General features: G+C 62.3%; 31 protein-coding genes. 14 read left to right on the forward strand and 17 right to left on the reverse strand.

Going from position 1 to position 24,468, the window contains the following annotated elements; genetic code table 11:
* Nucleotides 1-49: 49 nt before the first annotated feature.
* Nucleotides 50-1,957, forward strand: a complete 1,908-nt coding sequence (locus AB5Y48_RS08425; RefSeq protein WP_368164195.1) for a transcription antiterminator — start codon at nt 50-52, stop codon at nt 1,955-1,957.
* Here the strand turns inward: AB5Y48_RS08425 and npr are convergent.
* The 10 genes from npr to AB5Y48_RS08475 are packed head-to-tail and all read right to left on the reverse strand — an operon-like array spanning nt 1,954 to nt 8,736.
* The gene (npr, locus tag AB5Y48_RS08430; protein WP_368164196.1) at nt 1,954-2,226 is read right to left on the reverse strand and encodes a PTS phosphocarrier protein NPr; all 273 of its coding nucleotides are present in this window, start codon (nt 2,224-2,226) and stop codon (nt 1,954-1,956) included. The genes AB5Y48_RS08425 and npr overlap by 4 nt on opposite strands.
* Nucleotides 2,223-3,095, reverse strand: coding sequence for an RNase adapter RapZ (rapZ, locus tag AB5Y48_RS08435; protein ID WP_050666551.1), 873 nt, complete (start codon nt 3,093-3,095; stop codon nt 2,223-2,225). Before rapZ ends, npr begins: the two co-directional genes overlap by 4 nt.
* Nucleotides 3,096-3,132: 37 nt before the next feature.
* Nucleotides 3,133-3,579 carry a PTS IIA-like nitrogen regulatory protein PtsN gene (gene ptsN, locus AB5Y48_RS08440; protein WP_050666550.1) on the reverse strand — a complete coding sequence of 149 codons (447 nt, stop codon included), beginning with the start codon at nt 3,577-3,579 and terminating at the stop codon, nt 3,133-3,135.
* Nucleotide 3,580: 1 nt separating this feature from the next.
* Nucleotides 3,581-3,868 carry a ribosome hibernation promoting factor gene (hpf, locus tag AB5Y48_RS08445; protein WP_005349651.1) on the reverse strand — a complete coding sequence of 96 codons (288 nt, stop codon included), beginning with the start codon at nt 3,866-3,868 and terminating at the stop codon, nt 3,581-3,583.
* A 21-nt stretch (nt 3,869-3,889) separates the two neighbouring features.
* Complete coding sequence (locus AB5Y48_RS08450) at nt 3,890-5,338, reverse strand: RNA polymerase factor sigma-54 (protein WP_050666549.1); 1,449 nt, start codon at nt 5,336-5,338, stop codon at nt 3,890-3,892.
* 53 nt (nt 5,339-5,391) lie between these two features.
* On the reverse strand, nt 5,392-6,117 hold the full coding sequence (lptB, locus tag AB5Y48_RS08455; protein WP_060587281.1) for an LPS export ABC transporter ATP-binding protein: 726 nt from the start codon (nt 6,115-6,117) through the stop codon (nt 5,392-5,394).
* Nucleotides 6,118-6,121: 4 nt separating this feature from the next.
* Nucleotides 6,122-6,643 (reverse strand): lipopolysaccharide transport periplasmic protein LptA, encoded by a 522-nt coding sequence (lptA, locus tag AB5Y48_RS08460; protein WP_050666547.1) that lies wholly within the window; start codon nt 6,641-6,643, stop codon nt 6,122-6,124.
* On the reverse strand, nt 6,630-7,190 hold the full coding sequence (lptC, locus tag AB5Y48_RS08465) for an LPS export ABC transporter periplasmic protein LptC (RefSeq protein WP_368164198.1): 561 nt from the start codon (nt 7,188-7,190) through the stop codon (nt 6,630-6,632). The genes lptA and lptC overlap by 14 nt, the downstream gene beginning before the upstream one ends.
* Nucleotides 7,187-7,741 carry a 3-deoxy-manno-octulosonate-8-phosphatase KdsC gene (kdsC, locus tag AB5Y48_RS08470; protein ID WP_224162246.1) on the reverse strand — a complete coding sequence of 185 codons (555 nt, stop codon included), beginning with the start codon at nt 7,739-7,741 and terminating at the stop codon, nt 7,187-7,189. The genes lptC and kdsC overlap by 4 nt, the downstream gene beginning before the upstream one ends.
* Nucleotides 7,741-8,736, reverse strand: coding sequence for a KpsF/GutQ family sugar-phosphate isomerase (locus AB5Y48_RS08475; RefSeq protein WP_050666544.1), 996 nt, complete (start codon nt 8,734-8,736; stop codon nt 7,741-7,743). Before AB5Y48_RS08475 ends, kdsC begins: the two co-directional genes overlap by 1 nt.
* Before the next feature lie 207 nt (nt 8,737-8,943).
* Here AB5Y48_RS08475 and mlaF point away from each other — a divergent pair, with 207 nt between their 5' ends.
* The 7 genes from mlaF to murA are packed head-to-tail and all read left to right on the forward strand — an operon-like array spanning nt 8,944 to nt 13,441.
* A complete protein-coding gene (mlaF, locus tag AB5Y48_RS08480) occupies nt 8,944-9,744 on the forward strand; it encodes a phospholipid ABC transporter ATP-binding protein MlaF (RefSeq protein ID WP_050666543.1) in 801 nt (266 codons plus the stop codon).
* Nucleotides 9,744-10,523: a lipid asymmetry maintenance ABC transporter permease subunit MlaE gene (mlaE, locus tag AB5Y48_RS08485; RefSeq protein ID WP_050666542.1), complete on the forward strand. Its 780-nt coding sequence runs from the start codon at nt 9,744-9,746 to the stop codon at nt 10,521-10,523. Before mlaF ends, mlaE begins: the two co-directional genes overlap by 1 nt.
* Nucleotides 10,524-10,527: 4 nt before the next feature.
* Nucleotides 10,528-11,010, forward strand: coding sequence for an outer membrane lipid asymmetry maintenance protein MlaD (mlaD, locus tag AB5Y48_RS08490; RefSeq protein ID WP_224162245.1), 483 nt, complete (start codon nt 10,528-10,530; stop codon nt 11,008-11,010).
* 5 nt (nt 11,011-11,015) lie between these two features.
* Nucleotides 11,016-11,648, forward strand: coding sequence for a phospholipid-binding protein MlaC (gene mlaC / locus AB5Y48_RS08495; RefSeq protein ID WP_368164200.1), 633 nt, complete (start codon nt 11,016-11,018; stop codon nt 11,646-11,648).
* The gene (locus AB5Y48_RS08500) at nt 11,645-11,899 is read left to right on the forward strand and encodes a lipid asymmetry maintenance protein MlaB (protein ID WP_050666539.1); all 255 of its coding nucleotides are present in this window, start codon (nt 11,645-11,647) and stop codon (nt 11,897-11,899) included. The genes mlaC and AB5Y48_RS08500 overlap by 4 nt, the downstream gene beginning before the upstream one ends.
* Before the next feature lie 8 nt (nt 11,900-11,907).
* A complete protein-coding gene (gene ibaG / locus AB5Y48_RS08505) occupies nt 11,908-12,165 on the forward strand; it encodes a BolA family iron metabolism protein IbaG (RefSeq protein ID WP_368164201.1) in 258 nt (85 codons plus the stop codon).
* A gap of 19 nt (nt 12,166-12,184) precedes the next feature.
* A complete protein-coding gene (murA, locus tag AB5Y48_RS08510) occupies nt 12,185-13,441 on the forward strand; it encodes a UDP-N-acetylglucosamine 1-carboxyvinyltransferase (RefSeq protein ID WP_060587287.1) in 1,257 nt (418 codons plus the stop codon).
* A 56-nt stretch (nt 13,442-13,497) separates the two neighbouring features.
* Here the strand turns inward: murA and pmbA are convergent, their stop codons facing one another.
* A complete protein-coding gene (gene pmbA / locus AB5Y48_RS08515) occupies nt 13,498-14,841 on the reverse strand; it encodes a metalloprotease PmbA (RefSeq protein WP_136614187.1) in 1,344 nt (447 codons plus the stop codon).
* A gap of 118 nt (nt 14,842-14,959) precedes the next feature.
* Here pmbA and yjgA point away from each other — a divergent pair, with 118 nt between their 5' ends.
* Nucleotides 14,960-15,484, forward strand: a complete 525-nt coding sequence (gene yjgA / locus AB5Y48_RS08520; protein WP_050666536.1) for a ribosome biogenesis factor YjgA — start codon at nt 14,960-14,962, stop codon at nt 15,482-15,484.
* 33 nt (nt 15,485-15,517) lie between these two features.
* Here yjgA and AB5Y48_RS08525 read toward each other — a convergent pair whose 3' ends face one another.
* Nucleotides 15,518-16,201 (reverse strand): ATP-binding protein, encoded by a 684-nt coding sequence (locus AB5Y48_RS08525; RefSeq protein ID WP_050666535.1) that lies wholly within the window; start codon nt 16,199-16,201, stop codon nt 15,518-15,520.
* Nucleotides 16,202-16,380: 179 nt separating this feature from the next.
* Between AB5Y48_RS08525 and AB5Y48_RS08530 the strand changes: the two genes are divergently transcribed.
* Both AB5Y48_RS08530 and AB5Y48_RS08535 read left to right on the forward strand, forming a co-directional pair.
* Nucleotides 16,381-17,673, forward strand: coding sequence for an MFS transporter (locus AB5Y48_RS08530; protein ID WP_050666534.1), 1,293 nt, complete (start codon nt 16,381-16,383; stop codon nt 17,671-17,673).
* Between the two features lie 105 nt (nt 17,674-17,778).
* A complete protein-coding gene (locus tag AB5Y48_RS08535) occupies nt 17,779-18,339 on the forward strand; it encodes a carbonate dehydratase (RefSeq protein WP_050666533.1) in 561 nt (186 codons plus the stop codon).
* A gap of 49 nt (nt 18,340-18,388) precedes the next feature.
* Here the strand turns inward: AB5Y48_RS08535 and AB5Y48_RS08540 are convergent, their stop codons facing one another.
* The 4 genes from AB5Y48_RS08540 to rpsF all read right to left on the reverse strand — a co-directional run bounded on the left by AB5Y48_RS08540 (nt 18,389) and on the right by rpsF (nt 20,387).
* Nucleotides 18,389-19,132, reverse strand: coding sequence for a ferredoxin--NADP reductase (locus AB5Y48_RS08540; protein WP_060587291.1), 744 nt, complete (start codon nt 19,130-19,132; stop codon nt 18,389-18,391).
* 100 nt (nt 19,133-19,232) lie between these two features.
* Nucleotides 19,233-19,679 carry a 50S ribosomal protein L9 gene (gene rplI, locus AB5Y48_RS08545; protein ID WP_050666531.1) on the reverse strand — a complete coding sequence of 149 codons (447 nt, stop codon included), beginning with the start codon at nt 19,677-19,679 and terminating at the stop codon, nt 19,233-19,235.
* Between the two features lie 48 nt (nt 19,680-19,727).
* Nucleotides 19,728-19,958, reverse strand: coding sequence for a 30S ribosomal protein S18 (gene rpsR / locus AB5Y48_RS08550; protein WP_005308890.1), 231 nt, complete (start codon nt 19,956-19,958; stop codon nt 19,728-19,730).
* Between the two features lie 30 nt (nt 19,959-19,988).
* Nucleotides 19,989-20,387, reverse strand: a complete 399-nt coding sequence (rpsF, locus tag AB5Y48_RS08555) for a 30S ribosomal protein S6 (RefSeq protein WP_005349590.1) — start codon at nt 20,385-20,387, stop codon at nt 19,989-19,991.
* 225 nt (nt 20,388-20,612) lie between these two features.
* On the opposite strand from rpsF, the gene AB5Y48_RS08560 reads away from it, so the two are divergent.
* Both AB5Y48_RS08560 and AB5Y48_RS08565 read left to right on the forward strand, forming a co-directional pair.
* Nucleotides 20,613-21,836 (forward strand): Nramp family divalent metal transporter, encoded by a 1,224-nt coding sequence (locus AB5Y48_RS08560; protein WP_050666530.1) that lies wholly within the window; start codon nt 20,613-20,615, stop codon nt 21,834-21,836.
* 100 nt (nt 21,837-21,936) lie between these two features.
* Nucleotides 21,937-22,788, forward strand: coding sequence for a hypothetical protein (locus tag AB5Y48_RS08565; protein ID WP_368164205.1), 852 nt, complete (start codon nt 21,937-21,939; stop codon nt 22,786-22,788).
* Here the strand turns inward: AB5Y48_RS08565 and AB5Y48_RS08570 are convergent.
* Nucleotides 22,779-23,672, reverse strand: coding sequence for a LysR family transcriptional regulator (locus AB5Y48_RS08570; protein WP_368164206.1), 894 nt, complete (start codon nt 23,670-23,672; stop codon nt 22,779-22,781). The two genes, AB5Y48_RS08565 and AB5Y48_RS08570, sit on opposite strands and share 10 nt — an antisense overlap.
* A gap of 124 nt (nt 23,673-23,796) precedes the next feature.
* On the opposite strand from AB5Y48_RS08570, the gene AB5Y48_RS08575 reads away from it, so the two are divergent.
* Nucleotides 23,797-24,468, forward strand: a complete 672-nt coding sequence (locus AB5Y48_RS08575; protein ID WP_368164207.1) for an SDR family oxidoreductase — start codon at nt 23,797-23,799, stop codon at nt 24,466-24,468.

Here is a 24,468-nt window from a genome sequence, read left to right on the forward strand (position 1 = left end):
CGGCCATGTCTGGCAGGCATGCTGGGGCGATTAAGCAGGAGTTGCATGCATGGCCACCTTCCCACACCCCCGCCTGCGCCAGCTGTTTGAAGCCCTTCGCCAGGAGACCCTGTCTCAGGAGGAGCTGGCCCGACGCCTGCAGGTTTCAACACGCACCGTGCGCAGCGATGTCGCCCTTCTCAACGAGATCATCGCTCCCCATGGTGCCCACCTGGCCCATTCGAGGGGCGAGGGCTACCAGCTTACCCGGTTCGATCCGGCGCGCTTCGAGCGACTGCAGCGAAGGCTCGATGAGGAGCTGGCACTGCCGCGCACCAGTCGCGAGCGGGTCATTCACCTGATGGTTTTGCTGCTCGGTGCCGAGCGGGGGATCAAACTGGATGAACTGGTCGATACCTGGTACCTGAGCCGTACTGCCTTGCAGGGTGACATGGGGGAGGTGCGCGAGCGCCTCGCCCGGTTTGGCCTGCAGGTGGAGAGCCGCGCCCATCAGGGGCTGCAGCTGGTCGGCGACGAACTCGCCATTCGCGCCTGCCTGGCACAGCTGCTGGCCCAGGAGCTCAGAGAGGGGCAGCCGATCCAGACGCTGCTCCATCTGCTCTGTCCGAGCCACACGCTGGGTGTGGTACGGGAGCAGATCCAGCCCCTGCTCGACCTCTCCCCCCTGCGCTTCTCTGACGATAGCCGTCAACAGTTGGCCCTCTATTGTGCCATCGTGCTCGCCCGTCTCGCCGCAGGAAAGAGCCAGCCGACACTATCCTGCCCCGAGATCTGCCCGCAGGCGGTAACCCTGGCCCGCACCATCCTCTCCACCCTGCCAACCCTGACCGAACCGGGCAGTGGCGAGATCAACCTGCTCGCCATTCAGCTGCAGGGTCGGGCCAGTCTGCCCGCAGGCCTGCTCACGGCGCTCCAGGAGCAGGAAGGGCGGGAGTTGGTGAAGCACCTGCTCGAGCATATTGCGATCCAGTACGGCTATGAGCTGGGCGATGACGATCAACTGGCGCGGGATCTCCTGAATCATGTGCTGCCCATGTTGCTGCGGGTGCGCTATCACATCGCCAGTCATAATCCCCTCACCGACCATATCAAGCAGCACTATCCCCTCGCCTACGACATCACCCTGGGAGCGCTGGCCGAATGGTGTCACCACAAACACTACGACTTCACCGACCACGAGATAGGCTATCTGGTGATCCACGTAGGGGTTGGGCTGGAGCGGCGTTACGACATCGGCTATCGCCGGCCGCCACGCGCCCTGCTGGTGTGTGACGGAGAGAACGCAACGGCGCGCCTGCTCGAGGCTCGTATCCGCCGGGATTACCCCCAACTCGCTCTGGAGGTGATCTGGTCTCTGCGCAACTATGAGGCGAGGGCCGAGCTGGATGCCGACTTCGTCATCAGCACCAGCCGCCTGGAGGAGAAGGGGCTGCCCCTGCTGCAGCTTCACCCCTTCCCGACCCAGGCCCAGCTCGAGCAGCTCGGCAAGCTGGTACTCAGCGATCGTACCCGCCCCTATCTGCTGAACAAATACTTCTCCCCTCATCACTTCCTCTATCTGGAAGAAACGATGAGTCAGGCGGCCCTGTTCAGGCATCTGTGTCATCAACTGGAACATGAGGGGAGCGTGCCCCCCGAGTTTCACGCCTCCCTGTGCGAGCGCGAGCGAATCGTCTCCACCTGGCTGGGAGATGGCATCGCCACCCCCCACTCCCTGGCCCTCCTGGCCCACCAGACCTGCGTCTATACGGTGTTGGCACCGGAAGGGATAGAGTGGGGCCAGGGGGAGAGAGCCCAGGTCATCTTCCTGCTCGCCATCGGCCACTCCGACTACGAAGAGGCGATGGGGCTCTATGACATCTTCCTGACGCTGATGAATGAAAAAGCCAGCAGAGATCTGCTGGCTTGTCACGACTTCACGGCGTTTTACAAGGCGGCCCGGCGGCTGCTCGACTAATCCTCGTCGAAGCCGCTGGCAAACAGGACGACCACGGCCTCCAGGGCCTGGACCTCCTCGGGCCCCTCTACCACCACCTCGATGTGCCCCCCCTGGGCGGAGTCGAGCATCAGCATGGCGATGATGCTGTTCGCCTCGGCCTCGACGCCGGTCTCGTTGCGCAGCAACACCTGGGCATCAAACTTCTGTACCAGCTCGAAGAGCATCATGGCGGGCCGGGCGTGCATGCCCAGCCGGTTCTTCACCTCGACCGAGGCGTGCAGGGTCATTGCTTATCCTTAGCGGCGCTCTTCTCCAGCGTGCGGTGGCGAAGCTGTACATTCTTGCCCAGCTTGCGAAAGCTCTCGGCCAGACGCTCGGCGATAAAGACGGAGCGGTGCTGACCGCCGGTACAGCCAATCCCGACCGTCAGGTAGCTGCGGTTGTTGCGCTCCAAATGGGGCAACCAGGTCGTCAACATGCTCTCGATCTGCTGGATAAAGAGCATCACATCACTCTGGCTGGCCAGATAGTCGGCGACCGGCTGGTCCTTGCCGGTGAAAGGCTTGAGCTCGGGGATCCAGTGGGGGTTGGGCAGAAAACGGGCATCGAAGACGAAGTCGGCATCCTTGGAGATGCCATATTTGAAACCAAACGACTCGAACACCATGACCAGTTCGCTCTCTTTCTTGCCCAGTACCCGGGTCTTGATGAGCTCGCTTAAGTCGTGAATGCTGAGGCTGGTCGTATCCACCCGCAGATCGGCGCTGGAGGAGAGGGGCGAGAGGAGGTGGGTCTCCTCCCGGATGGCCTCATCCAGCGTCAGCTGATTGCGTGACAGGGGGTGCAGACGGCGGCTCTCCCCGTAGCGGCGCAGCAGGGTGCTGTTGTCGGCATCGAAGAAGAAGCTCGAATAGTCCACCCGCTTCTCACTGCGCACCTGGCGCAGCAGCTCATCGAGTTTATCGGGCACCTGCGGCAGGTTGCGCACATCGATGCTCACTGCCAGCTTGTCGTACTGCCCCTCCAGCGCCACGATAAGCTGGGGCAGCAGGACAACCGGCAAGTTGTCGACACAGTAGTACCCCAGATCCTCCAGAACCCTCAGGGCAACCGTCTTGCCGGCCCCGGAGCGGCCGCTGACGACGATGAGTTGCATACTTCCTCCTTACATCCTGGAGAGCCCGCGGCGGGGTTCAGGCGGAAATCATGATCTGGTAGAGCTCTTCATCGCTGGCCGCCTGGCGCAACTGACGGCAGATGCCTTTGTCAGCAAGCCGCGAGGCCATCATGGAGAGCGTCTTGAGGTGCTGCTTGCATTCGCTCTCGGGAACCAGCAGCGCAAAGAGAAGGTCGACCGGTTGGTTGTCGATCGCATCGAAGGAGATGGGCTCTTCGAAGGTGAGCAGCACGGCGGTCGGGGGAAATTCGTCCCCGATACGGCCATGGGGAATGGCGATACCGCCGCCGATCCCGGTACTGCCCATCTTTTCACGGGCCAACAGGCACTCGAACAGGGTCTGACGAGAAGTGCCCAGATGATCGGCCGCCAACTCACTGATGAGTTCCAGCGCCCGCTTCTTACTACTACAAGGGACTGCACTCCGGGTGCAGTCCCTGCTCAATATGTGTTCCAGTTGCATCTTATTTTTGCTGTAGCTTGTCTTTGTGCTTGATGATCTGTCGATCCAGCTTGTCGATCAGGGTATCGATAGCGGCATACATGTCCGCATGCTCGGAGTTGGCGAAGACTTCGCCACCGTTGACGTGCAGCTTGGCCTCGGCGATCTGCTTGAGCTTCTCGACATTGAGAACCACGTGCACGTTGTTGATATGGTCGAAATGGCGCTCCAGCTTGGCAAACTTGCTATTGACGTACTCCCGCAGTGCTTCGGTGATCTCTACATGGTGTCCAGTCAGATTGATTTGCATAACGTCTTCCTTTTGTTTTGCCTACACCAGGCGTTTGCGCTGATTGGAGGGTGGAATCATGAGGGACTCGCGATACTTGGCGATGGTCCTTCGTGCCACCATGATCCCCTGCTCTGCCAGCAGATCGGTGATCTTGCTGTCGCTAAGCGGCTTGGCAGGGTTTTCGGCCGTCACCAGTTTCTTGATCAAGGCGCGGATGGCGGTCGATGAACATTCTCCCCCACCTTCGGTATTCACATGGCTCGAGAAGAAGTACTTCAGCTCGAAAATACCGCGGGGAGTATGCATAAATTTCTGGGTAGTCACCCGGGAGATGGTCGACTCGTGCATCTCCACCGCCTCGGCGATGTCGTTCAGCACCATCGGCTTCATCGCCTCCTCCCCATACTCGAAGAAGCCCTGCTGCTGCTCGACGATGCAGTTGGCCACCTTGAGCAGGGTCTCGTTACGGCTCTCCAGGCTCTTGATAAACCAGCGAGCCTCCTGCAAATGGGAGCGGATAAACTGGGTATCTGTGCTGCTGCGGGCGTTACGCGCCATGGCCGCATAGGTCTCATTGACCCTGATCCGCGGCGCGCTGTCGGGATTGAGCTCGACCACCCAGCGCTTTCCCTTCTTGACCACGGAGACATCCGGAATCACGTATTGGGAATCGCTCTGCACCACACTATTACCGGGGCGGGGCTCGAGCTGAAGGATCATGTCGAGCACCTCCTTGAGCTCGCTCTCCTTGAGCCGGGTCTTGCGCGCCAGTGTCCGGTAATCGCGGGCCCCCAGCAGATCCATGTGCTCGGTCACCACCTCGATCGCCTCTTTGAGCCAGGGGAGGGTCGGTTCAAACTGGCCAAGCTGGATCAGCAGACACTCCTGCACCGAGCGGGCGGCCACCCCGACGGGGTCGAAATGCTGCACCCGTTTGAGCACGGCTTCAACCTCGTCCATCTCCACACTGTATTCTTCGGAGCTGACTGCCATCTGAATATCTTCGAGGGTCACGGTCAGGTAGCCGGACTCGTCGATGGCATCGATAATAGCCAGGGCGATGGCGGCATCGAGATCGGAGAAGGGGGTGAGACGCATCTGCCACAGCAGATAGTCCTGCAGGTTTTCGGTGGTTTCCCCCTGGTAGACGGTCTCTTCCCCGTCGAAGGAGGGCGTCGCCAGCTGGGCCGTGCCGGCCGAGTAGACCTCATCCCAGGTCGTATCAACCGGTAATTCGTCAGGCATCTGCTCCTGGGACATGGCCTCGGAGCTATCCATCTGGCTGGCATCGCCGACTTCCGGCATAGGCTCTCGCCCATCCGGATCCAGATCACTTTCCTCCTGCTCCAGCAATGGGTTGCTCTCTAAGGCTTGCTGGATTTCCTGCTGAAGTTCCAGGGACGAAAGCTGGAGTAAACGGATGGCCTGTTGTAATTGTGGCGTCATGGTCAGCTGTTGACCCAGACGCAGCTGCAGTGTCGGCTTCATCTACGTTGGAATGTCCTTATGTTCAGCATTCAGGCGAGGGGAGATCACCCTTACTATAGACTGAATTGATCCCCCAGATAGACCCGCTTGACCTGTTCATCGGCCAGGATCTGCTCCGGGGTTCCTTCGGCGATCATCTTGCCATGGCTGACGATATAAGCCTTCTCGCATACATCCAGAGTCTCCCTGACATTGTGGTCCGTGATCAAGACGCCGAGCCCGCGATCCTTGAGATGCTGGATGATCTTCTTGATGTCTATCACAGAAATCGGGTCCACGCCGGCAAAGGGCTCGTCGAGCAGAATGAAGCGGGGATCCGCCGCCAGGGCACGGGCGATCTCGACCCGACGGCGCTCGCCACCGGAGAGACTCTGGCCCAGGTTGTCCCGAATATGGGTAATGTTGAACTCTTCCAGCAATTGCTCGACCAGATCGACCCGCTCCTCTTTGGAGAGTCCCTTGCGCGTCTCCATGACCCCCATCAGGTTGTCGTAGACCGAGAGACGACGAAAGATGGAGGCCTCCTGGGGCAGGTAGCCGATTCCGTTACGGGCACGCTGGTGCATCGGCTGGGCGCTGATGTCACGATCGTCGATGGTGATGTGGCCCGCGTCCCGTTGAACCAGGCCCACAATCATGTAAAAGGAGGTGGTCTTGCCGGCTCCGTTCGGCCCGAGCAGGCCCACGATCTGACCCGTGCCCACCTCCAGACTCACGTCGCTGACCACCATGCGGCTCTTGTAGCTCTTCTGCAGGCCTACCGCCTTCAATACCGCCATGAGCTTACTCCTTCTTGCCGTCAGCCGGCTTGTCAAAACTCTCCACCTGATCGGGGAGGAAGACCGTCTTGACCCGTGAGCCGGTATCGCTGCTCTCGGCCATCATCTTCTGTTTGACGATGTCATAGCGGATCAGATCGCCGTTAACCTGGCTATCTTCCTGCTTGAGCTGGCCATTGCCGGTGATGGTCACCAGACGCTTCTTGAGCTCATAGCGAATGGTGTCCCCATGGGCGTTGACCGGCTTGCCGTTGTCCAGGATCTGGAAGAAGGTGGCCGGTTTGCCATAAGCGGTCATCACCTCGGACCCCTTCTCGGCCCCGCGCACCACGACCACCTTGTCGGCGTGGATCTTGATAGTGCCCTGGGTGATGATCACATCCTTGGTAAAGGTGAGGCGGTTATCCTGCAACTCGGCCGTCTGGGTCACCGCATCCACATAGACCGGCTCGGCGAAATCCGACTGCTTGGCCTGCAGGGTGCCGCAGCAGAGCAGGGCCACCAGGGCGAGATTAACGTTTTTCATTGAAATAGATCGCATGACTCTGTTCCAGTAACTCAAAGTAGCGCTTGTCCAGATTGCCCCTGAGACCGAGTCCCTCGGTCTGCAGGTCCTTGCCAAGCATCTTGACCTCTTGATTGCTGCGTATGTCCTGATTATTCAGGTCCAGCTCCATATATTCGGTATCGAGGCGCTTCACCGGCCCCTCCTCCAGCAGTCCGTCCACCTGTACCTTGCGGCGCAAGATGGCGTTATCACCGACGTTAAGCACCCCCTCCTCGGCGGTAAGGCTCCATTCGGGCCGCCCTTGCTCATCGTAGCGATAGAAGATGGGTTGAGTCATGTTGACCATCTCGATGGCACGGAAATACTCGGCGTAGACAGATTCGAGACGGTCCTGTAATCGTCCCTCCTCGTCATATTGAAGGGTCACCATGTCCCGAGCGACAAAATCGGGCTGAAAATGCTCTTTCTGCGTCGGCTCCACCGTCGCAACCGGCTTGTTCAGCACCTGCCAACAGGCCAGTGCCACGATAAAGAGCACGCCAAAGAGCAGGGTCTGGCGGTTCATACGGACACCTCCGCACCGCCATCGAGCAGCCCTCTGGCCTGCAGTAGCAGATCGCACACCTCGCGCACCGCCCCGAGCCCTCCCCCGAGTCGGGTCACCATATGGGCTCTGGCCAGCACCAGCGGATGCGCATCCGCCACCGCCACCCCCAGGCCGCACGCCTGCATCACGGGCAGATCGATGGTGTCATCCCCCACGTAGGCGGCCTCCTCGGGAGACAGCCCCAGCTCGGCCAGCAGTCGCTCGAAGTGGGGCAGCTTCTCATCCGCGCCCTGCACCAGGTGCCGTACCCCCAGGCTCGCCATCCGATCGGCGACGATACGTGAGCTGCGCCCCGTGATGATGGCCAGCTCGACGCCGGCTCTCATCACCGCCTTCATGCCGGCGCCATCCCGGGTGCAGAAGGTTTTGAACTCCTCCCCATTATTCCCCATATAGATGAAGCCATTGGAGAGCACTCCGTCCACGTCGCACACCAGCAGCCGGATGCGAGCGGCACGGGCCATCAGCTCGGCCGGCACGGTGCCATAGGGCGTCATCACATCAGACATCAAATGACCCTCGCGCGCAGCAGGTCGTGCATGTTGAAGGCCCCAAGCGGGCGTCGATGCTCATCGACCACAAGTAATCCATTGATTTTACGGGTTTCCATCAATTTCACCGCCTCGGCGGCCATCATAGCAGGCCCCACGGTAATGCAGTTGGCCGTCATCACCCGACTGATGGGGGTGTGATGGATATCCACCTGCTGGTCCAGAATGCGGCGCAGATCCCCGTCGGTGAAGAGGCCTGCCAGGGTACCGTCGGCAGCCACTACGCCGGTCATGCCGAGCCCCTTGCGACTCACCTCCAGCAGCGCCTCGCTGATGGAGGCATCGACGCTCACCAGGGGCAACATCGCCTCCTTGTGCATGATGTCGCAGACCCGCAGCAGGAGCCGCTTGCCCAGAGAGCCGCCGGGATGAGAGAGGGCGAAATCGTCGGCGGTGAAGCCGCGCGCCTCGAGCAGGGCAACCGCCAGGGCATCCCCCATCACCAGGGTCGCCGTGGTGCTTGAGGTGGGCGCCAGTCCGAGGGGGCAGGCTTCACGAGCAACCCGGATGCAGAGGTGCACATTGGCCTCACGGGCCATGGTGGAGGCCGGATTGCCGGTCATGCAGATGAGCGGCACCCCGCGACGCTTGAGCACCGGCAGCAGGGCCAGGATCTCGTCGCTCTCTCCCGAGTTGGAGATGGCAACGATGAGATCGCCCTCTGAAATCATGCCCAGATCCCCGTGGCTCGCCTCACCGGGATGCAGGAAAAACGCCGGGGTCCCTGTGCTGGCCAGGGTGGCGGCGATCTTGCTGCCGATGTGGCCCGACTTGCCCATGCCGGTCACCACTATCTTGCCCCCGCAATGCAAAATCATCTCACAGGCCCGATCAAAGGCCTCATCGAGGTACTGCTGCAGGCCGGCGATCGCCTCCTGCTCAATCTCCAGCACCCGGCTGGCACTGAGTTTGAAACGGGAGACCACAGAGACGTTTTCGCTGACATCGGACATGAAAAGGGGGCTCCGAAACAGGGTGGAAAGGCGGGATTATAAAAAACTCTGACAGGATAAGCGAATCGGCTCCGTTTTCATCAGTATTGACACATTTGGCAACACAAATTTGTCGCATCTGCGGCGATCTCCCCCTGTTCAATAGTTGTTCCGGAAGATTGCTTCCCACTAGACTAGCCCCTAAAATTTGCCCCTTGTCACAACTGGATGGACCAAGGCTTGAATCCTGACCTGATTACCATCAACAACCTCACCTTCAGTCATGGGGATCGCCTCCTCTATGACGGCATCAGCCTGCATATTCCCCGAGGCAAGGTGACCGCCATCATGGGACCCAGCGGGATCGGCAAGACCACCTTGCTGCGCCTCATCGGCGGGCAATTGAAGCCCACCAGTGGCGAGGTACTGTTCGATGGAGAGAATGTTCCGGCGCTGCCGCGCAGCCGACTCTACGAGCTGCGCAAGCGCATGAGCATGCTGTTTCAAAGCGGCGCCCTGTTCACCGGGATGACCGTCTTCGACAACGTGGCCTTTCCCCTGCGCGAGCACTCGGGACTGCCCGAGGAGCTCATCCACACCATCGTCATGATGAAGCTCGAGGCGGTGGGCCTGCGTGGCGCCGCCAGACTGATGCCCTCCCAACTCTCCGGTGGCATGGCCCGTCGCGCCGCCCTGGCCCGGGCGATAGCCCTCGACCCCGAGCTCATCATGTATGACGAACCCTTCGTCGGGCAGGACCCCATCACCATGGGCGTGCTGGTGAAACTCATTCGCGATCTCAACGATGCCCTCGGCATCACCTCCGTCATCGTCACCCACGACGTCACCGAGGTGATGACCATCGCCGACTACGCCTACATCATCGCCAACCGCAAGGTGGTGGCCCAGGGCACTCCGGAGCAGTTGCGCCGCGAGGATAACCCGGAGGTGGCCCAGTTCCTCAACGGCCTGCCGGATGGCCCAGTCCCCTTCCACTTCCCGGCCGGCGAGCTGCTACAGGATCTCTGATGTTGATTGATTTGATTGGCCAGTTGGGCCACCGCGGAGTGCGCGCCATCACCGCCGTCGGGCGGGCCGGCATCATGCTGTTCCACGCCCTGGTGGGCAAGCCGGCCCCGCGCAAGCACTTTCCACTGCTGGTCCAGCAGCTCTATGTGGTCGGCGTCCAGTCGGTCGCCATCATACTGGTGTCGGGTCTGTTCATCGGCATGGTGCTCTCCCTGCAGGGCTACAACGTACTGGTGGACTTCGGGGCAGAGCAGAGCCTGGGCCCTCTGGTATCGCTCTCGCTGCTGCGGGAACTCGGTCCCGTGGTCACCGCCCTGCTCTTCGCCGGCCGCGCCGGCTCGGCCCTGACCGCCGAAATCGGCCTGATGAAGGCGACCGAACAGCTCTCCAGCCTGGAGATGATGGCCATCGACCCCCTGCGTCGGGTGGTGGCTCCCCGTTTCTGGGCCGGAGTCATCAGCATGCCCCTGCTCGCCTTTATGTTCAGCCTTATCGGTATTCTGGGTGGCAAGCTGGTCGGGGTCGACTGGCTGGGGGTCGACGAGGGGGGCTTCTGGTCCGCCATGCAGGCCGCCGTCGACTGGCATGAAGACATCATGCAAGGCGCCATCAAGAGCCTCATCTTCGCCATGGTGGTGACCTGGATCGCCCTGTTCAATGGCTACGATGCCAAACCGACCTCTGCCGGCATCAGCCAGGCGACCACCCGCACCGTGGTCCACTCATCCCTGGCCGTGCTCGGCCTGGACTTCGTACTCACAGCCATCATGTTTGGATAAATCGATGAAATTCAGCAAGACAGAATTCCTGGTCGGCAGCTTCATGCTGGCTGGTATGGGCGCCATCCTGGCCCTGGCCCTGCAGGTGGCGGGGTTAAGCTTCAAGAGCGAAGGGGAAACCTATACCATTCACGCCCATTTCGATAATATCGGCGGCCTGAAAGTACGCTCTCCGGTCAAGGTCGGTGGTGTGGTCGTCGGCCGCGTCAGCGACATCACCCTGGATCCCAAGAATCAGGTACCTCTGGTGACCATGCAGATGCAGAAATCGGCGGGCCAGTTTTCCGAAACCAGCACCCTCTCCATCCTCACATCCGGTCTGCTCGGTGAGCAATATATCGGCCTGGTCCCCGGGTTCAGCGATGAAGAGATGGGCACCCGTGAGCTCAAGGATGGAGACACGTTGGAAGATACCAAGTCTGCCATCGTCCTGGAGGACTTGATCGGCAAATTCCTCTACAGCAAGTCAGACAGCGGCAAGGAGTAATCACGATGAAAAAGATTCTGTTAGTGCTCGGCATCATGGCCGGCCTGCTCTTCTCTCTGGTGGCCCGGGCCGACACCTATCCGGCTGACCCCTATGCTCTGATCCAGCTGGCCGCCGACAAGACCTTTGCCCGCCTCAAGAGCGATCAACCCCAGATCAAGAGCAATCCGGACCACCTGCGGGTGATCATCCGCGAGGAGCTGCTGCCCTACATCGACAACCGCTTCGCCGCCTACAAGGTGCTCGGCAACCAGATTAAACAAACCACCCCGGAGCAGCGTGACGCTTTTGTGAGCGCCTTCACCGAGTACATGATCAGCTCCTACGCCGATGCCCTTGCCCATTACGACAAGCAGACTGTTAAGGTCGAGCCGGCCAAGCCGCTCGATGGCAAGGAGATCACCGCCGTCAACCTGAGCGTGAAAGAGGCCGGCAAGCCCGATATCAACCTCGAGTTCAAGCTGCGCAAGAACAACAAGACCGAACAGTGGAAGGCCTTCGACATGGTGGCCGAAGGGATCAGCCTGCTCTCTGCCAAGCAGAGCGAGCTGGGTGGCCTCATTCGCCAGAACGGCATCGATGCGGTGATCAAACAGCTCAATGAGCACAACGCCAAGCCGCTGGTGCTGAAAAAATGAAGCTGAGCGGCGATCTGCAGGGGGAACAGGTCCGGCGTCTCTGGGCCATCCGTGACCAGTGGTGGCAGGACGAGACCATGGATCTGCGCGAACTCATCGCCATCGACTCGGCCGGCGTGGCCATCATGGTCAAGTGGGCCAAGGCCGTGCGCGAGCGCGGCCAGACCCCTGCCCTTATCGGCATGCCCGACGACTTCGACAAGCTGGCCACCCTCTACGGTGTGGCCGGGCTCTTTTCTACCCAAGCCTAAGGACGACTATGCAAGTCTCTGAAATTGAAGAAATCCTGCGTGAGGCCCTGCCCCTGTCCGAGGTTCACGTAATCGGTGACGGCAGCCACTTCCAGGTGATTGCCGTGGCCGACCTGTTCGACGGCATGAGCCGTGTAAAGAAACAGCAGGCCATCTATGCCCCCCTGATGGACAAGATCGCCACCAACGAGATCCACGCGCTCTCGATCAAGGCCTACACCGAGGCCGAGTGGAAACGCGAGCGTAAATTCCAGCTGCCCTCCTGATTTGGTAAAGAAGTAAACCATGGACAAATTCAAGATCACCGGCCCCTGCACCCTCTCCGGTGAAGTGACCATCTCCGGCGCCAAGAACGCCGCCCTGCCGATCCTGTTCGCCACCCTGCTGTGCGACGAAGAGGTGCAGCTCTCCAACGTGCCACGCCTCAAGGATGTGGCCACCACGGTCAAGCTGCTGGAGATGCTGGGCGCCACCACCAAGGTGAACGGCAACGTCACCGTACTGGCCGGGGCCGTCAACAATCACGTGGCCCCGTATGAGCTGGTCAAGACCATGCGCGCCTCTATTCTGGCTCTGGGCCCGCTGGCCGCCCGCTACGGTGCGGCCGACGTCTCCCTGCCCGGTGGCTGCGCCATCGGTGCCCGCCCGGTCAACTTGCACGTGCATGGCCTGGAGCTGATGGGTGCCAAGATCACCATCGAAGACGGCTACATCAAGGCCCGTGTCGACGGCCGCCTCAAGGGTGCCCACATCCTGATGGACATGGTCTCGGTCACCGGTACCGAGAACCTGATGATGGCCGCCGCCCTGGCCGACGGTCGCACCGTGATCGAAAACGCGGCCCGTGAGCCGGAGGTGGTGGATCTCGCCAACTTCCTCAATACCCTGGGCGCCAGGATCCAGGGTGCCGGCACCGACACCCTGACCATCGACGGGGTCGAGCGCCTGCACGGCGGCAGCTACACAGTCCAGCCGGATCGTATCGAGACAGGTACCTTCCTGGTCGGCGCCGCCGTCACCGGAGGCAAGATCGTCTGCCGCAACACAGATCCGAGCCTGCTCGAGGCGGTGCTGGTCAAGCTGGAAGAGGCCGGTGCCCTGGTTGAGAAAGGTGAGGACTGGATCAGCCTGGACATGACCGGCCGCACCCTCAAGCCGGTCACCATCAAGACCGCCCCCTACCCGGCCTTCCCGACCGACATGCAGGCCCAATTCACCGTGCTCAACGCCGTGGCCCAGGGCACCGGCATGATCACCGAGACCATCTTCGAGAACCGCTTCATGCACGTGCCCGAGCTGGTGCGGATGGGGGCCGATATCGAGCTGCAAGGGAACGTAGCCATCTGCCGCGACACCCAGCAGCTCAAGGGCGCCCAGGTGATGGCGACCGACCTGCGTGCCTCCGCCAGCCTGGTGCTGGCCGGCTTCGTGGCCGAAGGGGCCACCATTGTCGATCGTATCTACCACATCGACCGTGGCTACGAGCAGATTGAGCAGAAGCTGCAAGGGCTGGGTGGTCGCATCGAGCGCATCAAGGAGTAATCCTTGCACCCAATAAAAACGGCACCCTCGGGTGCCGTTTTGGTTTTTACCGGCGCTTAATGCCCGGCCAACTTCATGTTTTCGATCAGCACAGAGCCGGTCTTGAGGCTGGAGCGCTCGTCGGCATCGCTGCCCACCGCCACTATCTGGCCAAACATATCGCTCAGGTTACCGGCTATGGTGATCTCTTCCACCGGATAGGCGATTTCACCGTTCTCGACCCAGAAGCCTGCCGCCCCCCGAGAGTAGTCGCCATTGACGATATTAACCCCCTGCCCCATCAGCTCGGTCACCAGCAATCCGGTGCCCATCTCCTTGAGCAACATCTGGAAATCCTGTCCGCTGTGGGAGACCTGCCAGTTGTGGATGCCACCGGCGTGGCCCGTGGTGGTGAGCCCCAGCTTGCGCGCCGAGTAGGAGGTGAGCAGCCAGGTCATCAGACGGCCATCGCGGATGATATCGAGATCCCGGGTGCGCACCCCTTCCCCATCAAAGGGGGCGCTGGCGAGTCCCCCCTTGAGGTGCGGGTGCTCGGTGATGGTGAGCCACTCGGGCAAAATGATCTGACCCAGCTTCTCTTGCAAAAAACTCGACTTGCGATAGAGGTTGCCACCGCTGATGGCCATCACCAGGTGGCCCCACAGGCCCGAGGCGGTGTCAGGATGAAACAGCACGGGCGCATGACGAGTGCCTATCTTGCGCCCGCCGAGGCGCGAGAGGGTGCGCTCCACCGCCTCGTCGGCGATGCGCTGCGGGCTCCAGAGATCCCCCATCCGGCGGCTGCAGCTCCAGCCGTAGTCCCGCTGCATCTCGCCGTCCTGCTCGCCGATCAACACGCAGCTCAAGGAGTGGCGCGATGCCGCATAGCCCTTCACGAAGCCGTGGCTGTTGCCGTAGACCTTGACCCCAAGATGGCTGGTGAAGCCGGCCCCGTCGGAGTGTTTGATGCGCGGATCGCGCCCCATGGCGAGTCGCTCGCACTCCAGGGCCAGGGCAGTCCCTTCGGCCGGATCCAGAGCCACCGGATGGCAGAGCTCGAGATCGGGAGCATCCCAGGCGAGCAGCTCGGATTCGGCCAGTCCTGCCGCCTCGTCGCGAGAGGTGTGGCGGGCAATCTCGATGGCGGCCTCGACACAGGCACGGATCGCATCGCGGCCGAGATCCGTGGTGGATGACGATCCCTTGCAGCCATCCCGATAGACGGCGATGCCCAGCGCCCCGTCTTTGTTGAATTCGATGCTTTCGAGCTCACCGCCACGGGTATTGACCGACAATCCGGTCTGCTTGCTGATGGAGACCTCGGCCAGTGAGGCCCCCAACGCCTTTGCAATGTCGAGAGCCTCGGCCACGGCACTCTCGAGCTGGGCTTGCTCCTGGCGGATTTGCGCTTGCTGATCCATACATCCAGTCTGATAGGTGGGGAAAGGGCCTAAGCATAACAGAGCCCAGCAAAGGGCGGGAGAAGCTGGTACCATATCCGCCAAACCGATGCGAACAACATCACAGGATCCGGAATTAATGAGTCATTTCAACGACGACCAGCATGACGAGTGGGACGGCCCCAGCAAGAGCCAGCTCAAGCGCGACGCCGAGGCCCTCCAGAACATGGGTGAGGAGATCGTCGACCTCAAACCCAGCGAGCTGGCCAAGGTGCCCCTCGATGAGGAGCTGGCTGACGCCGTGGCCATGGCCCACAAGCTCAAGCCCAAGAAGAACGAAGCCTATCGCCGCCATCTGCAGTTTATCGGTCGCCTGATGCGCAGCCGTGATGTGGAGCCCATCGCCGAGGCGCTGGCCATCATCAAGAACCGTCATGCCACCGCCAACGCGCGCCAGCACCGCCTGGAGCAGTGGCGCGAGCGCCTGATCAGCGAAGGGGATGGCGCCATCAACGAGCTGCTGGCCCAGTTCCACGAGCTGGATCGCCAGAAGCTGCGCCAGCTGCTGCGCTCGGTGCAAAAGGAGCGCGAGCAGAACAAGCCGCCCGCCGCCTACCGCGAGCTGTTCCAGTACCTGCGCAGCGAGATCGAAGAGCTGCTGTAAACGACACGGGGATGCCAAGGCATCCCCGTTTTGTTATCTCTCCCCTGGTGACCCCTGTCCCGGCAACAGATCGGTGTAGAGGAACCCCTCCCGCTCGATCGTCTCGCCGGTGTGGCACACCACCGGATGGCGGAACATGGGACCGTCCCAGGCGAAGGTGTGAAACTCCCCGTGCTCGCCACAGGGATCGACCCCGGCCGGCAGCAGTGCGAGCAGGGCACCGTCGAAGGGGTGGCCCGATACCTGACGCGGCACCCGGGCCGGATCGCAGGTGCTGACCGTCGCCTTGAGGCCGGCGGCCAGCATCTCTTGCGCTAGCTGGTCGGTCGGCGTCCCCCAGAGCGGAAACAGGGGAGTAATGCCGGTGCCCGCCAGCGCCTCCTCCCGATAACGACGCACCTCCTCCAGGAAGAGATCACCGAAGGCGAAGTGATCAATCCCCATCTCGCGACAGTGGGCCACAAAAGCGCCCATGCGCGCCTCGTAGTCGGCGTTGCTGCAGGGCCAGGGCAGCGGGATCACCTGCAGGGGCAGCCCCGCCGCCTCGGCCTGGGCGTGCAACAGCTCGTCGCGCACCCCGTGGATGGCCACCCGCTCGAACACCTCGTTGGTGGTGGTGAAGAGGCCGACGACCTCGATCCCCGGCTGCTGACGCAGACGGTGCAGCGCCCAGGCGCTGTCTTTGCCGCTGCTCCATGAGAGCAGAACCTTGGCCATGTGAACTCCTTCATGCTCGCCCATACTGTGTGCCGAAGGAAGCTGCTCCATTCGGTAAACGCAAGGCTGTGTTGCAGATTGCGCGATTTACTTGGAACGCCGGGGCATCTTACCCTCCATAGACTCGGCATCCCAGCACGGGAGCACGGACCGCACTGCGATAATCACAAGGAGAACCCATGACGACCCGCCCCCTCAATCGACAGGACTACAAGACCCTGGGCCTCGCCGCCCTGGGCGGCGCACTGGAGTTTTACGACTTTATCATCTTCGTCTTCTTCGCCGTGGTGATCGGTGAACTCTTCTTCCCGGCCGACATCCCCGAGTGGTTGCGCCAGTTCCAGACCTTCGGCATCTTCGCCGCCGGCTACCTGGCCCGCCCGCTGGGGGGCATCATCATGGCCCACTTCGGCGATCTGGTCGGTCGCAAGCGGATGTTCACCTTAAGCATCATCATGATGGCCCTGCCCACCCTGCTCATCGGCCTGCTGCCCACCTATGCGGTGCTGGGTATCGCCGCTCCGATCCTGCTGCTGGCCCTGCGCATCCTGCAGGGCGCCGCCATCGGTGGCGAAGTGCCGGGGGCCTGGGTATTCGTGGCCGAGCATGTGCCGGCCCGGCGCATCGGCTTCGCCTGCGGCGTGCTGACCGGTGGCCTGACTGCCGGCATATTGCTGGGCTCCCTGGTGGCCACCGCCATCAACAAGGGTATGAGCCCGGCCGATGTGAGCCAGTGGGGCTGGCGTCTGGCCTTCGTGCTCGGCGGCGTCTTCGGCATCGTGGCCATGTACCTGCGCCGCTGGCTGCACGAGACCCCGGTCTTTGCCGAGATGCAGGCCAACAAGGCCCTGGCCGACGAGTTACCCCTGCGCACCGTGCTGCGCGAACACAAGGGGGGCGTCATCGTCTCCATGCTGCTCACCTGGCTGCTCTCCGCCGGCATCGTGGTGGTGATCCTGATGACCCCCACCTACCTGCAGAAGATTCACGCCATCGCCCCGGCCGACGCCCTGCAAGCCAACTCTCTGGCCATACTGGCCCTGACCGCCGGCTGCATCTTCTACGGCCGCCTGTGCGATGCCATTGGCAGCGGTCGCACCTTCCTGCTCGGCAGCGCGCTGCTGGCCATCAGCGTCACCCTCTTCTATCACGGCCTGGCGGCAGGACGGGGCGACATGGTGACCCACTACATGCTGGCCGGCTTCGCGGTCGGCATCGTCGGAGCCGTGCCCCATGTGATGGTGAACGCCTTCCCGCCCGTGGTGCGCTTTAGCGGCCTGTCGTTCTCCTACAACGTCGCCTACGCCATCTTCGGTGGCCTCACCCCCATGCTGGTGACCCTGTGGATGAAAGAGGATGTGCTGGCCCCCTCCCACTATGTGACGGCCCTGTGCGGCGTCGGCTTCCTCGTCGGGCTCTGGCTGTGGCGCCAGGAACGTCGCGACCGTCAACCGGCCGCCTCGTTGGCGTAAGGCGGGGCCCTTCGGGGCCCCGGTGTCCGGAGGAGTGTGGCAGTTTCACCTAATACTGTTTAGGAGTAAGCTGGGGCGTTCTGTCAGCAACCCACGGAAAGCCCCATGATCCGCAAGAACCCCTCCGGCCACCTGCCGGTCATCCACGAATCGGCCTATATCGACAAGACCGCCATCATCTGCGGCAAGGTGATCATTCACGAGAATGTCTTCGTCGGCCCCTACGCCGTGATCCGCGCCGACGAGGTAGACGAGCGCGGCGACATGGAGCCCATCGTCATCGGCGCCAACTCCAACATTCAGGACGGGGTGGTGATCCACTCCAAGTCGGGAGCCGCTGTCACCATCGGCGAGTACAGCTCCATCGCTCACCGCAGCATAGTGCACGGGCCGTGCGAAGTGGGGAACCGGGTCTTCATCGGCTTCAACAGCGTGCTGTTCAACTGCCACATCGGTGATGGCTGCGTGGTACGCCACAACTCGGTGGTGGATGGCTGCGATCTGCCCCCCGAGTTCTACGTCCCCTCCACCACCCGCATCAATCAGCAGAGCGATCTGGCCACCATCCCCAGGGTGACGGTGGACGCCGCCGAGTTCTCGGAAGATGTGGCCCACACCAACATCGATCTGGTGAAGGGCTACAAGGCGCTCTCCAACGAGTTCTGATTGCTCGTCCGCACCTAACGAGACAGGGGGCCATCGGCCCCCTGTCTGTTTACCAGTAGTTCTCGGCGCTGATCTGGCCGGGTTTTCGCCTCAGGTTCTTGGTCAACCCCCGCTCCATGAGCACCCGCTGGGTATCGCGTACCATCTCGGGATTGCCGCAGATCATCACCTGACTCGTCTCCGGGGCTATGGTCAGGCCGACCCTCTGCTCCAGGGCACCTCCCTCGATGGCCGCCGGAATCCGCCCTGAGAGGGCTCCGGGCCAGGCTTCCCGGCTCACCATGGGCACATAGCACAATCGTCCCCCATAGCGCTCCTTCAACTGCTCGATAAGGGGCTGATAGGCGAGCTCTTCCCCATGACGCACCCCGTGCACCAGCACCAGGTTGTCAAAACGCATCGCCACCTCGCCATCGACCAGGATCGAGAGGAAGGGACCGATGGCGGTACCGGTGGAGAGCATCCAGAGATCGCGGCCGGGGGGGATCTCGTCGAGGGTAAGAAAACCGCTGGGGTTGGCGGCAATCAGCAGGCTGTCGCCCGCCTGCAGGGAGCCGAGTCGGGGGGTCAGCTGACCATCCGGGATCTCGACCACATAGAACTCGTGCCAGGAGGCACTGGGGGGATTGACGAAGGAGTAGGCGCGCTGCACCTTCTGCTCGCCGTCACAGAGGGCCAGCTTGGTGAACTGACCCGCCTTGTAGGGGGGAAGCTCGGCCTGTACCCGCAGGGAGAAGTGTGTATCGGTCCAGTCGATGCGCTCGAGCACCCGACCCTCGACCCAGTCGGCCATGGGAAGCCTCCTCTGTCAGTGATAACGACTCCACTCTACCCCTGTCACAGGCAATAAAAAACCCGCGCAATGCGCGGGTTTTTCAACCAGGACCTGTTGCTTAGGCAGCAACAACCTGGATTTGTACGGTAGCCTTCACGTCAGCGTGCAGCTGAACGGAAACTTCGTACTCGCCGGTGGAACGCAGAACGTTGCCCATGCGAACTTCGCTCTTGGACACGGCTACGCCAGCAGCGGTGATGGCGTCAGCCACATCGCGGGTACCGATGGAACCGAACAGCTTGCCTTCGTCACCGGCCTTGGAGGCGATAACAACGGCAGCCAGTTCGCCCAGCTTGGCAGCGCGCTCTTGAGCGGCAACCAGGGTGGCTTCCAGCTTGGCTTCCAGCTCGGCACGACGGGCGTCGAAAGAAGCGATGTTAGCCTTGGTGGCCATCACGGCTTTGCCTTGCGGGATCAGGAAGTTACGGGCGAAGCCAGGCTTAACGTTGACTTGATCACCCAGACCGCCCAGTTTGGCGATCTTATCGAGCAGGATAACTTGCATTACCTTTCCTCTTTAAATTCGTTGAGTTAGGCGTAAGCGCCGGACTGATTACTTGTTGTGCAGATCAGTGTACGGCAGCAGAGCCAGGTAACGGGCGCGCTTGATGGCGCGAGCCAGCTGACGCTGATACTTGGCGCGGGTACCGGTGATACGGCTCGGTACGATCTTGCCAGATTCAGTGATGTAGTTCTTCAGGGTAACGATATCTTTGTAGTCGATCTCGGTTACGTTCTCGGCGGTGAAGCGGCAGAACTTGCGACGACGGAAATAACGTGCCATTGCCTTTATCCTCTATTCAGTGATCCGGAATTACTCTTCTGCGGAAGCTTCGGTAGCAGCTTCGGCAGACTCTTCGCTGCGAACGTCGTCACGGCGGAAAGAACGCTCTTCCTTGGCCTTGGCCATCGGAGAAACTTCAGTCACGGCGTGCTTGGTACGCATGATCATGTTGCGGATAACGGCATCGTTGAAGCGGAAGTTGGTTTCCAGCTCGTCGATGACAGCCTGCTCGGCTTCCACGTTCAGCAGAACGTAGTGAGCCTTGTGCAGCTTCTCGATCGGGTAAGCCAGTTGACGGCGGCCCCAATCTTCCAGGCGATGAATCTTACCACCGGCAGTGGTGATGGCGCCGGTGTAGCGCTCGATCATGCCAGGAACCTGCTCGCTCTGGTCCGGGTGAACCATGAAGACGATTTCGTAATGACGCATTATCAGCTCCTTACGGGTTAATCAGCCTCCGCCCGGGTGCAGCCAAACCTCGGAGGCAAGGAACGTGTATGTGTAGACGCTGCTTTCTAGGGCGGCGTATTGTACGAAATGCAGGCCCCGACTGCAACAGGCAAGGTGATGCCGATGGATCCGATACCCACAACCAATTGATAATAATTCTCACTTTCATGTATCCTCTCTTCATCAGACTTGGGAGGTCACATCATGCAACCCACCGCACTGGCCCTGCCGCAGCAGAGAAAACTCAGGCTCAGCCTGCTTGGTCCCGCCTTTATCGCCGCCATCGGCTATATCGATCCGGGTAACTTCGCCACCAACATCCAGGCCGGCTCCCAGTTCGGCTACCAACTGCTGTGGGTGGTGGTGTGGGCCAACCTGATGGCCATGCTGGTACAGACCCTGTCGGCCAAACTCGGCATCGTCACCGGCAAGAACCTGGCCGAACACATCCGTGACCGGCTGCCACGCCCCGCCGTCTGGGCCTACTGGGTACAGGCCGAGATCATCGCCATGGCGACCGATCTGGCCGAATTCATCGGGGCCGCCGTCGGCTTCCAGCTGCTGCTGGGGGTCACCCTGCTCGAGGGCGCCTGCCTCACCGCCGTCATCACCTGGGGAATACTGATGCTGCAGAGCCGCGGCCAGAAGCCGCTGGAGTTCGTGGTCGGGGGCCTGCTGCTGTTTGTGGCCGCCGCCTACCTGGTCGAACTGCTCTTCTCCCGCCCGCACCTGCCGAGCCTGCTCGAGGGGGCCCTGCTGCCCTCCCTGCCCAATGATCAGGCTATCTATCTGGCCGCCGGGGTGCTCGGCGCCACCGTGATGCCCCACGTCATCTACCTGCACTCGGCCCTGACCCAGGGCCAGCAGGCCGATTCCAGCGTGGAGCAGCGGCTGCACTCGACCAGGGTGGATGTGGCCATCGCCATGACCATCGCCGGCTTCGTCAACCTGGCCATGATGGCGATGGCGGCCGCCGCCTTCCACGCCAGCGGCCACCAGCAGGTAGCCGAGCTCGAGACCGCCTACGCGACCCTGACGCCCCTGCTCGGTCAGGCCGCCGCCACCCTGTTCGGCCTGTCGCTGATCGCCTCGGGAGTCAGCTCCACCGTGGTCGGCACCCTGGCCGGCCAGGTGGTGATGCAGGGGTTCGTGCGCTTCACCATCCCGCTCTGGCTGCGCCGTGCCATCACCATGGCCCCCGCCTTCGTGGTGATCGCCATGGGGCTCAACACCACCGAGATTCTGGTGATGAGCCAGGTGGTGCTGAGCTTTGGCATCGCGCTGGCGCTGATCCCGCTGCTGATGCTGACCGGGGAGCGCGCCCTGATGGGCGTGCACCGCAACCACCCCCTGACCCAGGCCCTGGGGCGCGTCATCGTCACCCTGGTGGTGGGCCTCAACGCTTATCTCCTGGTCTCCCTGCTGTAGCGTCCTCATCACCCGGATATCGCGGGCGCCCACTAACATCGGTTAATGAGGCGTCCGCCGCTTTTACGGTATCCTCCCCCCATCATCGACGGAGGATCCCATGGAACATACCCGCGCCAGCTTCGTGCTGGGCCATCTGGAGGAGCAGGCCCATGTACTGCTCACCCAGATCGCCGACAACCAGACCCTGATGGTTACCGATCTCACGCCTTTCCATCCCGAGAGCCACCTCTGGCCCGATCAACCGGGGGATCTGGGGAGTGTGTACTGGGAGGGGGGCGAAGCGCCCATCGCCTCCTGCCGCATGGGGGCAGTGAGTCCGGAGGGAGCGCTCTTCGTCGACCGGGCCATTCCGGTCAAGCGCGGTGAGCCGGGCTGGGCCTTCGTGGTGGTGCACCCTCTTCAGGGCGTGCATGCCCTGAGCGCCGGCACGCCGGTGACCCTGCGGGTCGACGGGGCCCACCGCCTCCCCCTCTCCCTTGGCCACAGCGGCTGTCATCTGGCGGCCCTGGCCCTCAATCAGGCGCTCATCCCCTTCTGGAAGAAAGAGCCAACCGAGCGCGATGCCCTCGACCAACCCGATTTCGACCGTCTCGCCATCACCCGCTCCCGGGTCGAGCCCCACGGCTCGAGCGAGCACTACCGCATCGGCAAGAGTCTGCGCAAGAAGGGGGTGATGGGGCCCGAGCTGCTGGCGGCCCTGCCGGCCATCGAGCAGGCGGTCAACGCCCGGCTCACCGACTGGCTGGCCACGGGGGGAGCGATCCGCCGCAGCCGCGACGGAGAGGCCATCATCGATTCACGCTGGTGGCACTGCACCCTGGACGGGCGCGAGGTGACGATCCCCTGCGGCGGCACCCACGCCACCGCCCTGGCCGAGTTGGGCCGGGTACAGGTCAACCTCTCCCCGACCGACGAGGGGTTGGTGATGGAGACCCGGGTCTACCCCTGAGCGGGGCGACCAAACTCGGCCACCAGGGCGTCGATGAGAGCCCGCATCCGGCGTGGCTGGTGACGCCCCGAGGGGTAGACAATCTGCAAGCGCGATGCCGGCGCCGCAAACTCGGGCAGGATCTCCACCAGGCGTCCACTGGCCAGATCCTGCCCCACATCCCAACGGGACTTGAGGCAGACGCCCTCCCCCCGCAGGCACCACTGGCGCACCAGATGGCCGTTGTTGCTGATGCGCCGTCCCTGGACCATCACCCGCTTCAGCGCCCCCCCTATCTGAAACGACCACCAGCGCTCCGGATGCTCCCCGAAGCGCATCAGCAGGCAGTCGTGAGCGGACAGCTCCTCCGGATGGGTCGGCACACCCCGACGCGCCAGATAGTCGGGTGAGGCACAAACGGCCCGGCGATTCTCTCCCAGCGACAGGGTTCTCAGGGTGCTATCGGCCAGATCCCCGTAACGCAGGGCCAGATCGACCCCCTGTCCCACCAGATCCAGATAACCGTCGGTCAGATTGAGATCGAGGGCGATCCCCGGATGCTGCGCCATAAAGCGATCGAGCAGGGGAACCAAACGGCTGGTGCCGAAGTCCAGCGGGGCACTGATGCGCAGCAGGCCACTCATCTCGTCTCCCCCGTCACGCAGCCGGCGCCGCAGACCATCGGCCTGGGCCAACAGGTGGCGCCCCTCCTCGAGCAGCAGGCGCCCCTCCTCGGTGAGGCTGATGGAGCGGGTCGTCCTGCTAAGCAGGGTGGCACCGTAGTAGCGCTCCAGCGCGGCCAGTCGCTCCGAGACGGTGGCCGGGGAGAGGCCCAGCTCGCGCCCGGCGGCGGCCAGCCCCCCCTTCTCCACGATGACCAGAAACAGGTTGAGGTTGTCGAGCATGATTGTATTGATATTCCGAATTATGTTTTAGATTTTACGGCAATTATCAAAATACACCGTCCAATCTATCTTCTCCAGCAGACAAAGGCGCGGATTGTCCGCCGTCTCAGAGAGGATCATGCCCATGCCATTTCATCAGCACACCCTGTCCGTCATCATCGGTGGCCACACAGGTATTGGTCGCGCCGTGGCCGAGGCCCTGGGTCAGCGCCCCGGCCGTGTCATCACCGCCAGCCGCAGAAGCGGCCTGGATATCACCAACATCGCCTCCATCGAGGCGCTCCTCGCCCCCCTCGGCCAGGTGGATAACCTGGTGATCACCGCCGGATCCCAGGCGCCGGGCGGAGATCTGCTCGGTCTGGATCTGGCGGCGGCCAAGGCGGCCTTCGACATCAAGTTCTGGGGCACCCTGGCCGTCATTCGCTGTGCCGCCTCCCATATGGCCCCCGGCGGCACCATCACCCTGACCAGCGGCTTCCTGGCCCGCAAGACGGTCCCGGGCACCCTGGTCAAGACCACCATGAATGCCGCCCTCGAGGCGGCCGCCAAGATACTGGCCCGCGAGCTGGCCCCTATCCGGGTCAACGTGGTCAGCCCCGGCCTCACCGACACCGAGGCCTACGGTGCCATGAGCGGGGAAGCCAAAGAGGCGATGCTGAGCCGGGCTGCGGCCACCCTGCCGGTTGGCCGCCACGGTCGGGCCGACGATCTGGCCGCCGGCTATCTGCTGGCTATCGACAACCCCTTCATGAGCGGCGCCATCATCGACATCGATGGCGGCGCCCTGATCAACTGA

The organism is Aeromonas sp. R6-2, assembly GCF_040908155.1.
In the GTDB taxonomy this organism is placed as follows: Bacteria; Pseudomonadota; Gammaproteobacteria; order Enterobacterales; family Aeromonadaceae; genus Aeromonas; species Aeromonas schubertii.

Bases quoted from the DNA above. Each gene is read 5' to 3' on its own strand.
- AB5Y48_RS08425 (WP_368164195.1), top strand. From the start codon at position 50: ATGGCCACCTTCCCACACCCCCGCCTGCGCCAGCTGTTTGAAGCCCTT.
- npr (WP_368164196.1), bottom strand. From the start codon at position 2,226: ATGACCCTGCACGCCTCGGTCGAGGTGAAGAACCGGCTGGGCATGCAC.
- rapZ (WP_050666551.1), bottom strand. From the start codon at position 3,095: ATGCAACTCATCGTCGTCAGCGGCCGCTCCGGGGCCGGCAAGACGGTT.
- ptsN (WP_050666550.1), bottom strand. From the start codon at position 3,579: ATGCAACTGGAACACATATTGAGCAGGGACTGCACCCGGAGTGCAGTC.
- hpf (WP_005349651.1), bottom strand. From the start codon at position 3,868: ATGCAAATCAATCTGACTGGACACCATGTAGAGATCACCGAAGCACTG.
- AB5Y48_RS08450 (WP_050666549.1), bottom strand. From the start codon at position 5,338: ATGAAGCCGACACTGCAGCTGCGTCTGGGTCAACAGCTGACCATGACG.
- lptB (WP_060587281.1), bottom strand. From the start codon at position 6,117: ATGGCGGTATTGAAGGCGGTAGGCCTGCAGAAGAGCTACAAGAGCCGC.
- lptA (WP_050666547.1), bottom strand. From the start codon at position 6,643: ATGAAAAACGTTAATCTCGCCCTGGTGGCCCTGCTCTGCTGCGGCACC.
- lptC (WP_368164198.1), bottom strand. From the start codon at position 7,190: ATGAACCGCCAGACCCTGCTCTTTGGCGTGCTCTTTATCGTGGCACTG.
- kdsC (WP_224162246.1), bottom strand. From the start codon at position 7,741: ATGTCTGATGTGATGACGCCCTATGGCACCGTGCCGGCCGAGCTGATG.
- AB5Y48_RS08475 (WP_050666544.1), bottom strand. From the start codon at position 8,736: ATGTCCGATGTCAGCGAAAACGTCTCTGTGGTCTCCCGTTTCAAACTC.
- mlaF (WP_050666543.1), top strand. From the start codon at position 8,944: ATGGACCAAGGCTTGAATCCTGACCTGATTACCATCAACAACCTCACC.
- mlaE (WP_050666542.1), top strand. From the start codon at position 9,744: ATGTTGATTGATTTGATTGGCCAGTTGGGCCACCGCGGAGTGCGCGCC.
- mlaD (WP_224162245.1), top strand. From the start codon at position 10,528: ATGAAATTCAGCAAGACAGAATTCCTGGTCGGCAGCTTCATGCTGGCT.
- mlaC (WP_368164200.1), top strand. From the start codon at position 11,016: ATGAAAAAGATTCTGTTAGTGCTCGGCATCATGGCCGGCCTGCTCTTC.
- AB5Y48_RS08500 (WP_050666539.1), top strand. From the start codon at position 11,645: ATGAAGCTGAGCGGCGATCTGCAGGGGGAACAGGTCCGGCGTCTCTGG.
- ibaG (WP_368164201.1), top strand. From the start codon at position 11,908: ATGCAAGTCTCTGAAATTGAAGAAATCCTGCGTGAGGCCCTGCCCCTG.
- murA (WP_060587287.1), top strand. From the start codon at position 12,185: ATGGACAAATTCAAGATCACCGGCCCCTGCACCCTCTCCGGTGAAGTG.
- pmbA (WP_136614187.1), bottom strand. From the start codon at position 14,841: ATGGATCAGCAAGCGCAAATCCGCCAGGAGCAAGCCCAGCTCGAGAGT.
- yjgA (WP_050666536.1), top strand. From the start codon at position 14,960: ATGAGTCATTTCAACGACGACCAGCATGACGAGTGGGACGGCCCCAGC.
- AB5Y48_RS08525 (WP_050666535.1), bottom strand. From the start codon at position 16,201: ATGGCCAAGGTTCTGCTCTCATGGAGCAGCGGCAAAGACAGCGCCTGG.
- AB5Y48_RS08530 (WP_050666534.1), top strand. From the start codon at position 16,381: ATGACGACCCGCCCCCTCAATCGACAGGACTACAAGACCCTGGGCCTC.
- AB5Y48_RS08535 (WP_050666533.1), top strand. From the start codon at position 17,779: ATGATCCGCAAGAACCCCTCCGGCCACCTGCCGGTCATCCACGAATCG.
- AB5Y48_RS08540 (WP_060587291.1), bottom strand. From the start codon at position 19,132: ATGGCCGACTGGGTCGAGGGTCGGGTGCTCGAGCGCATCGACTGGACC.
- rplI (WP_050666531.1), bottom strand. From the start codon at position 19,679: ATGCAAGTTATCCTGCTCGATAAGATCGCCAAACTGGGCGGTCTGGGT.
- rpsR (WP_005308890.1), bottom strand. From the start codon at position 19,958: ATGGCACGTTATTTCCGTCGTCGCAAGTTCTGCCGCTTCACCGCCGAG.
- rpsF (WP_005349590.1), bottom strand. From the start codon at position 20,387: ATGCGTCATTACGAAATCGTCTTCATGGTTCACCCGGACCAGAGCGAG.
- AB5Y48_RS08560 (WP_050666530.1), top strand. From the start codon at position 20,613: ATGCAACCCACCGCACTGGCCCTGCCGCAGCAGAGAAAACTCAGGCTC.
- AB5Y48_RS08565 (WP_368164205.1), top strand. From the start codon at position 21,937: ATGGAACATACCCGCGCCAGCTTCGTGCTGGGCCATCTGGAGGAGCAG.
- AB5Y48_RS08570 (WP_368164206.1), bottom strand. From the start codon at position 23,672: ATGCTCGACAACCTCAACCTGTTTCTGGTCATCGTGGAGAAGGGGGGG.
- AB5Y48_RS08575 (WP_368164207.1), top strand. From the start codon at position 23,797: ATGCCATTTCATCAGCACACCCTGTCCGTCATCATCGGTGGCCACACA.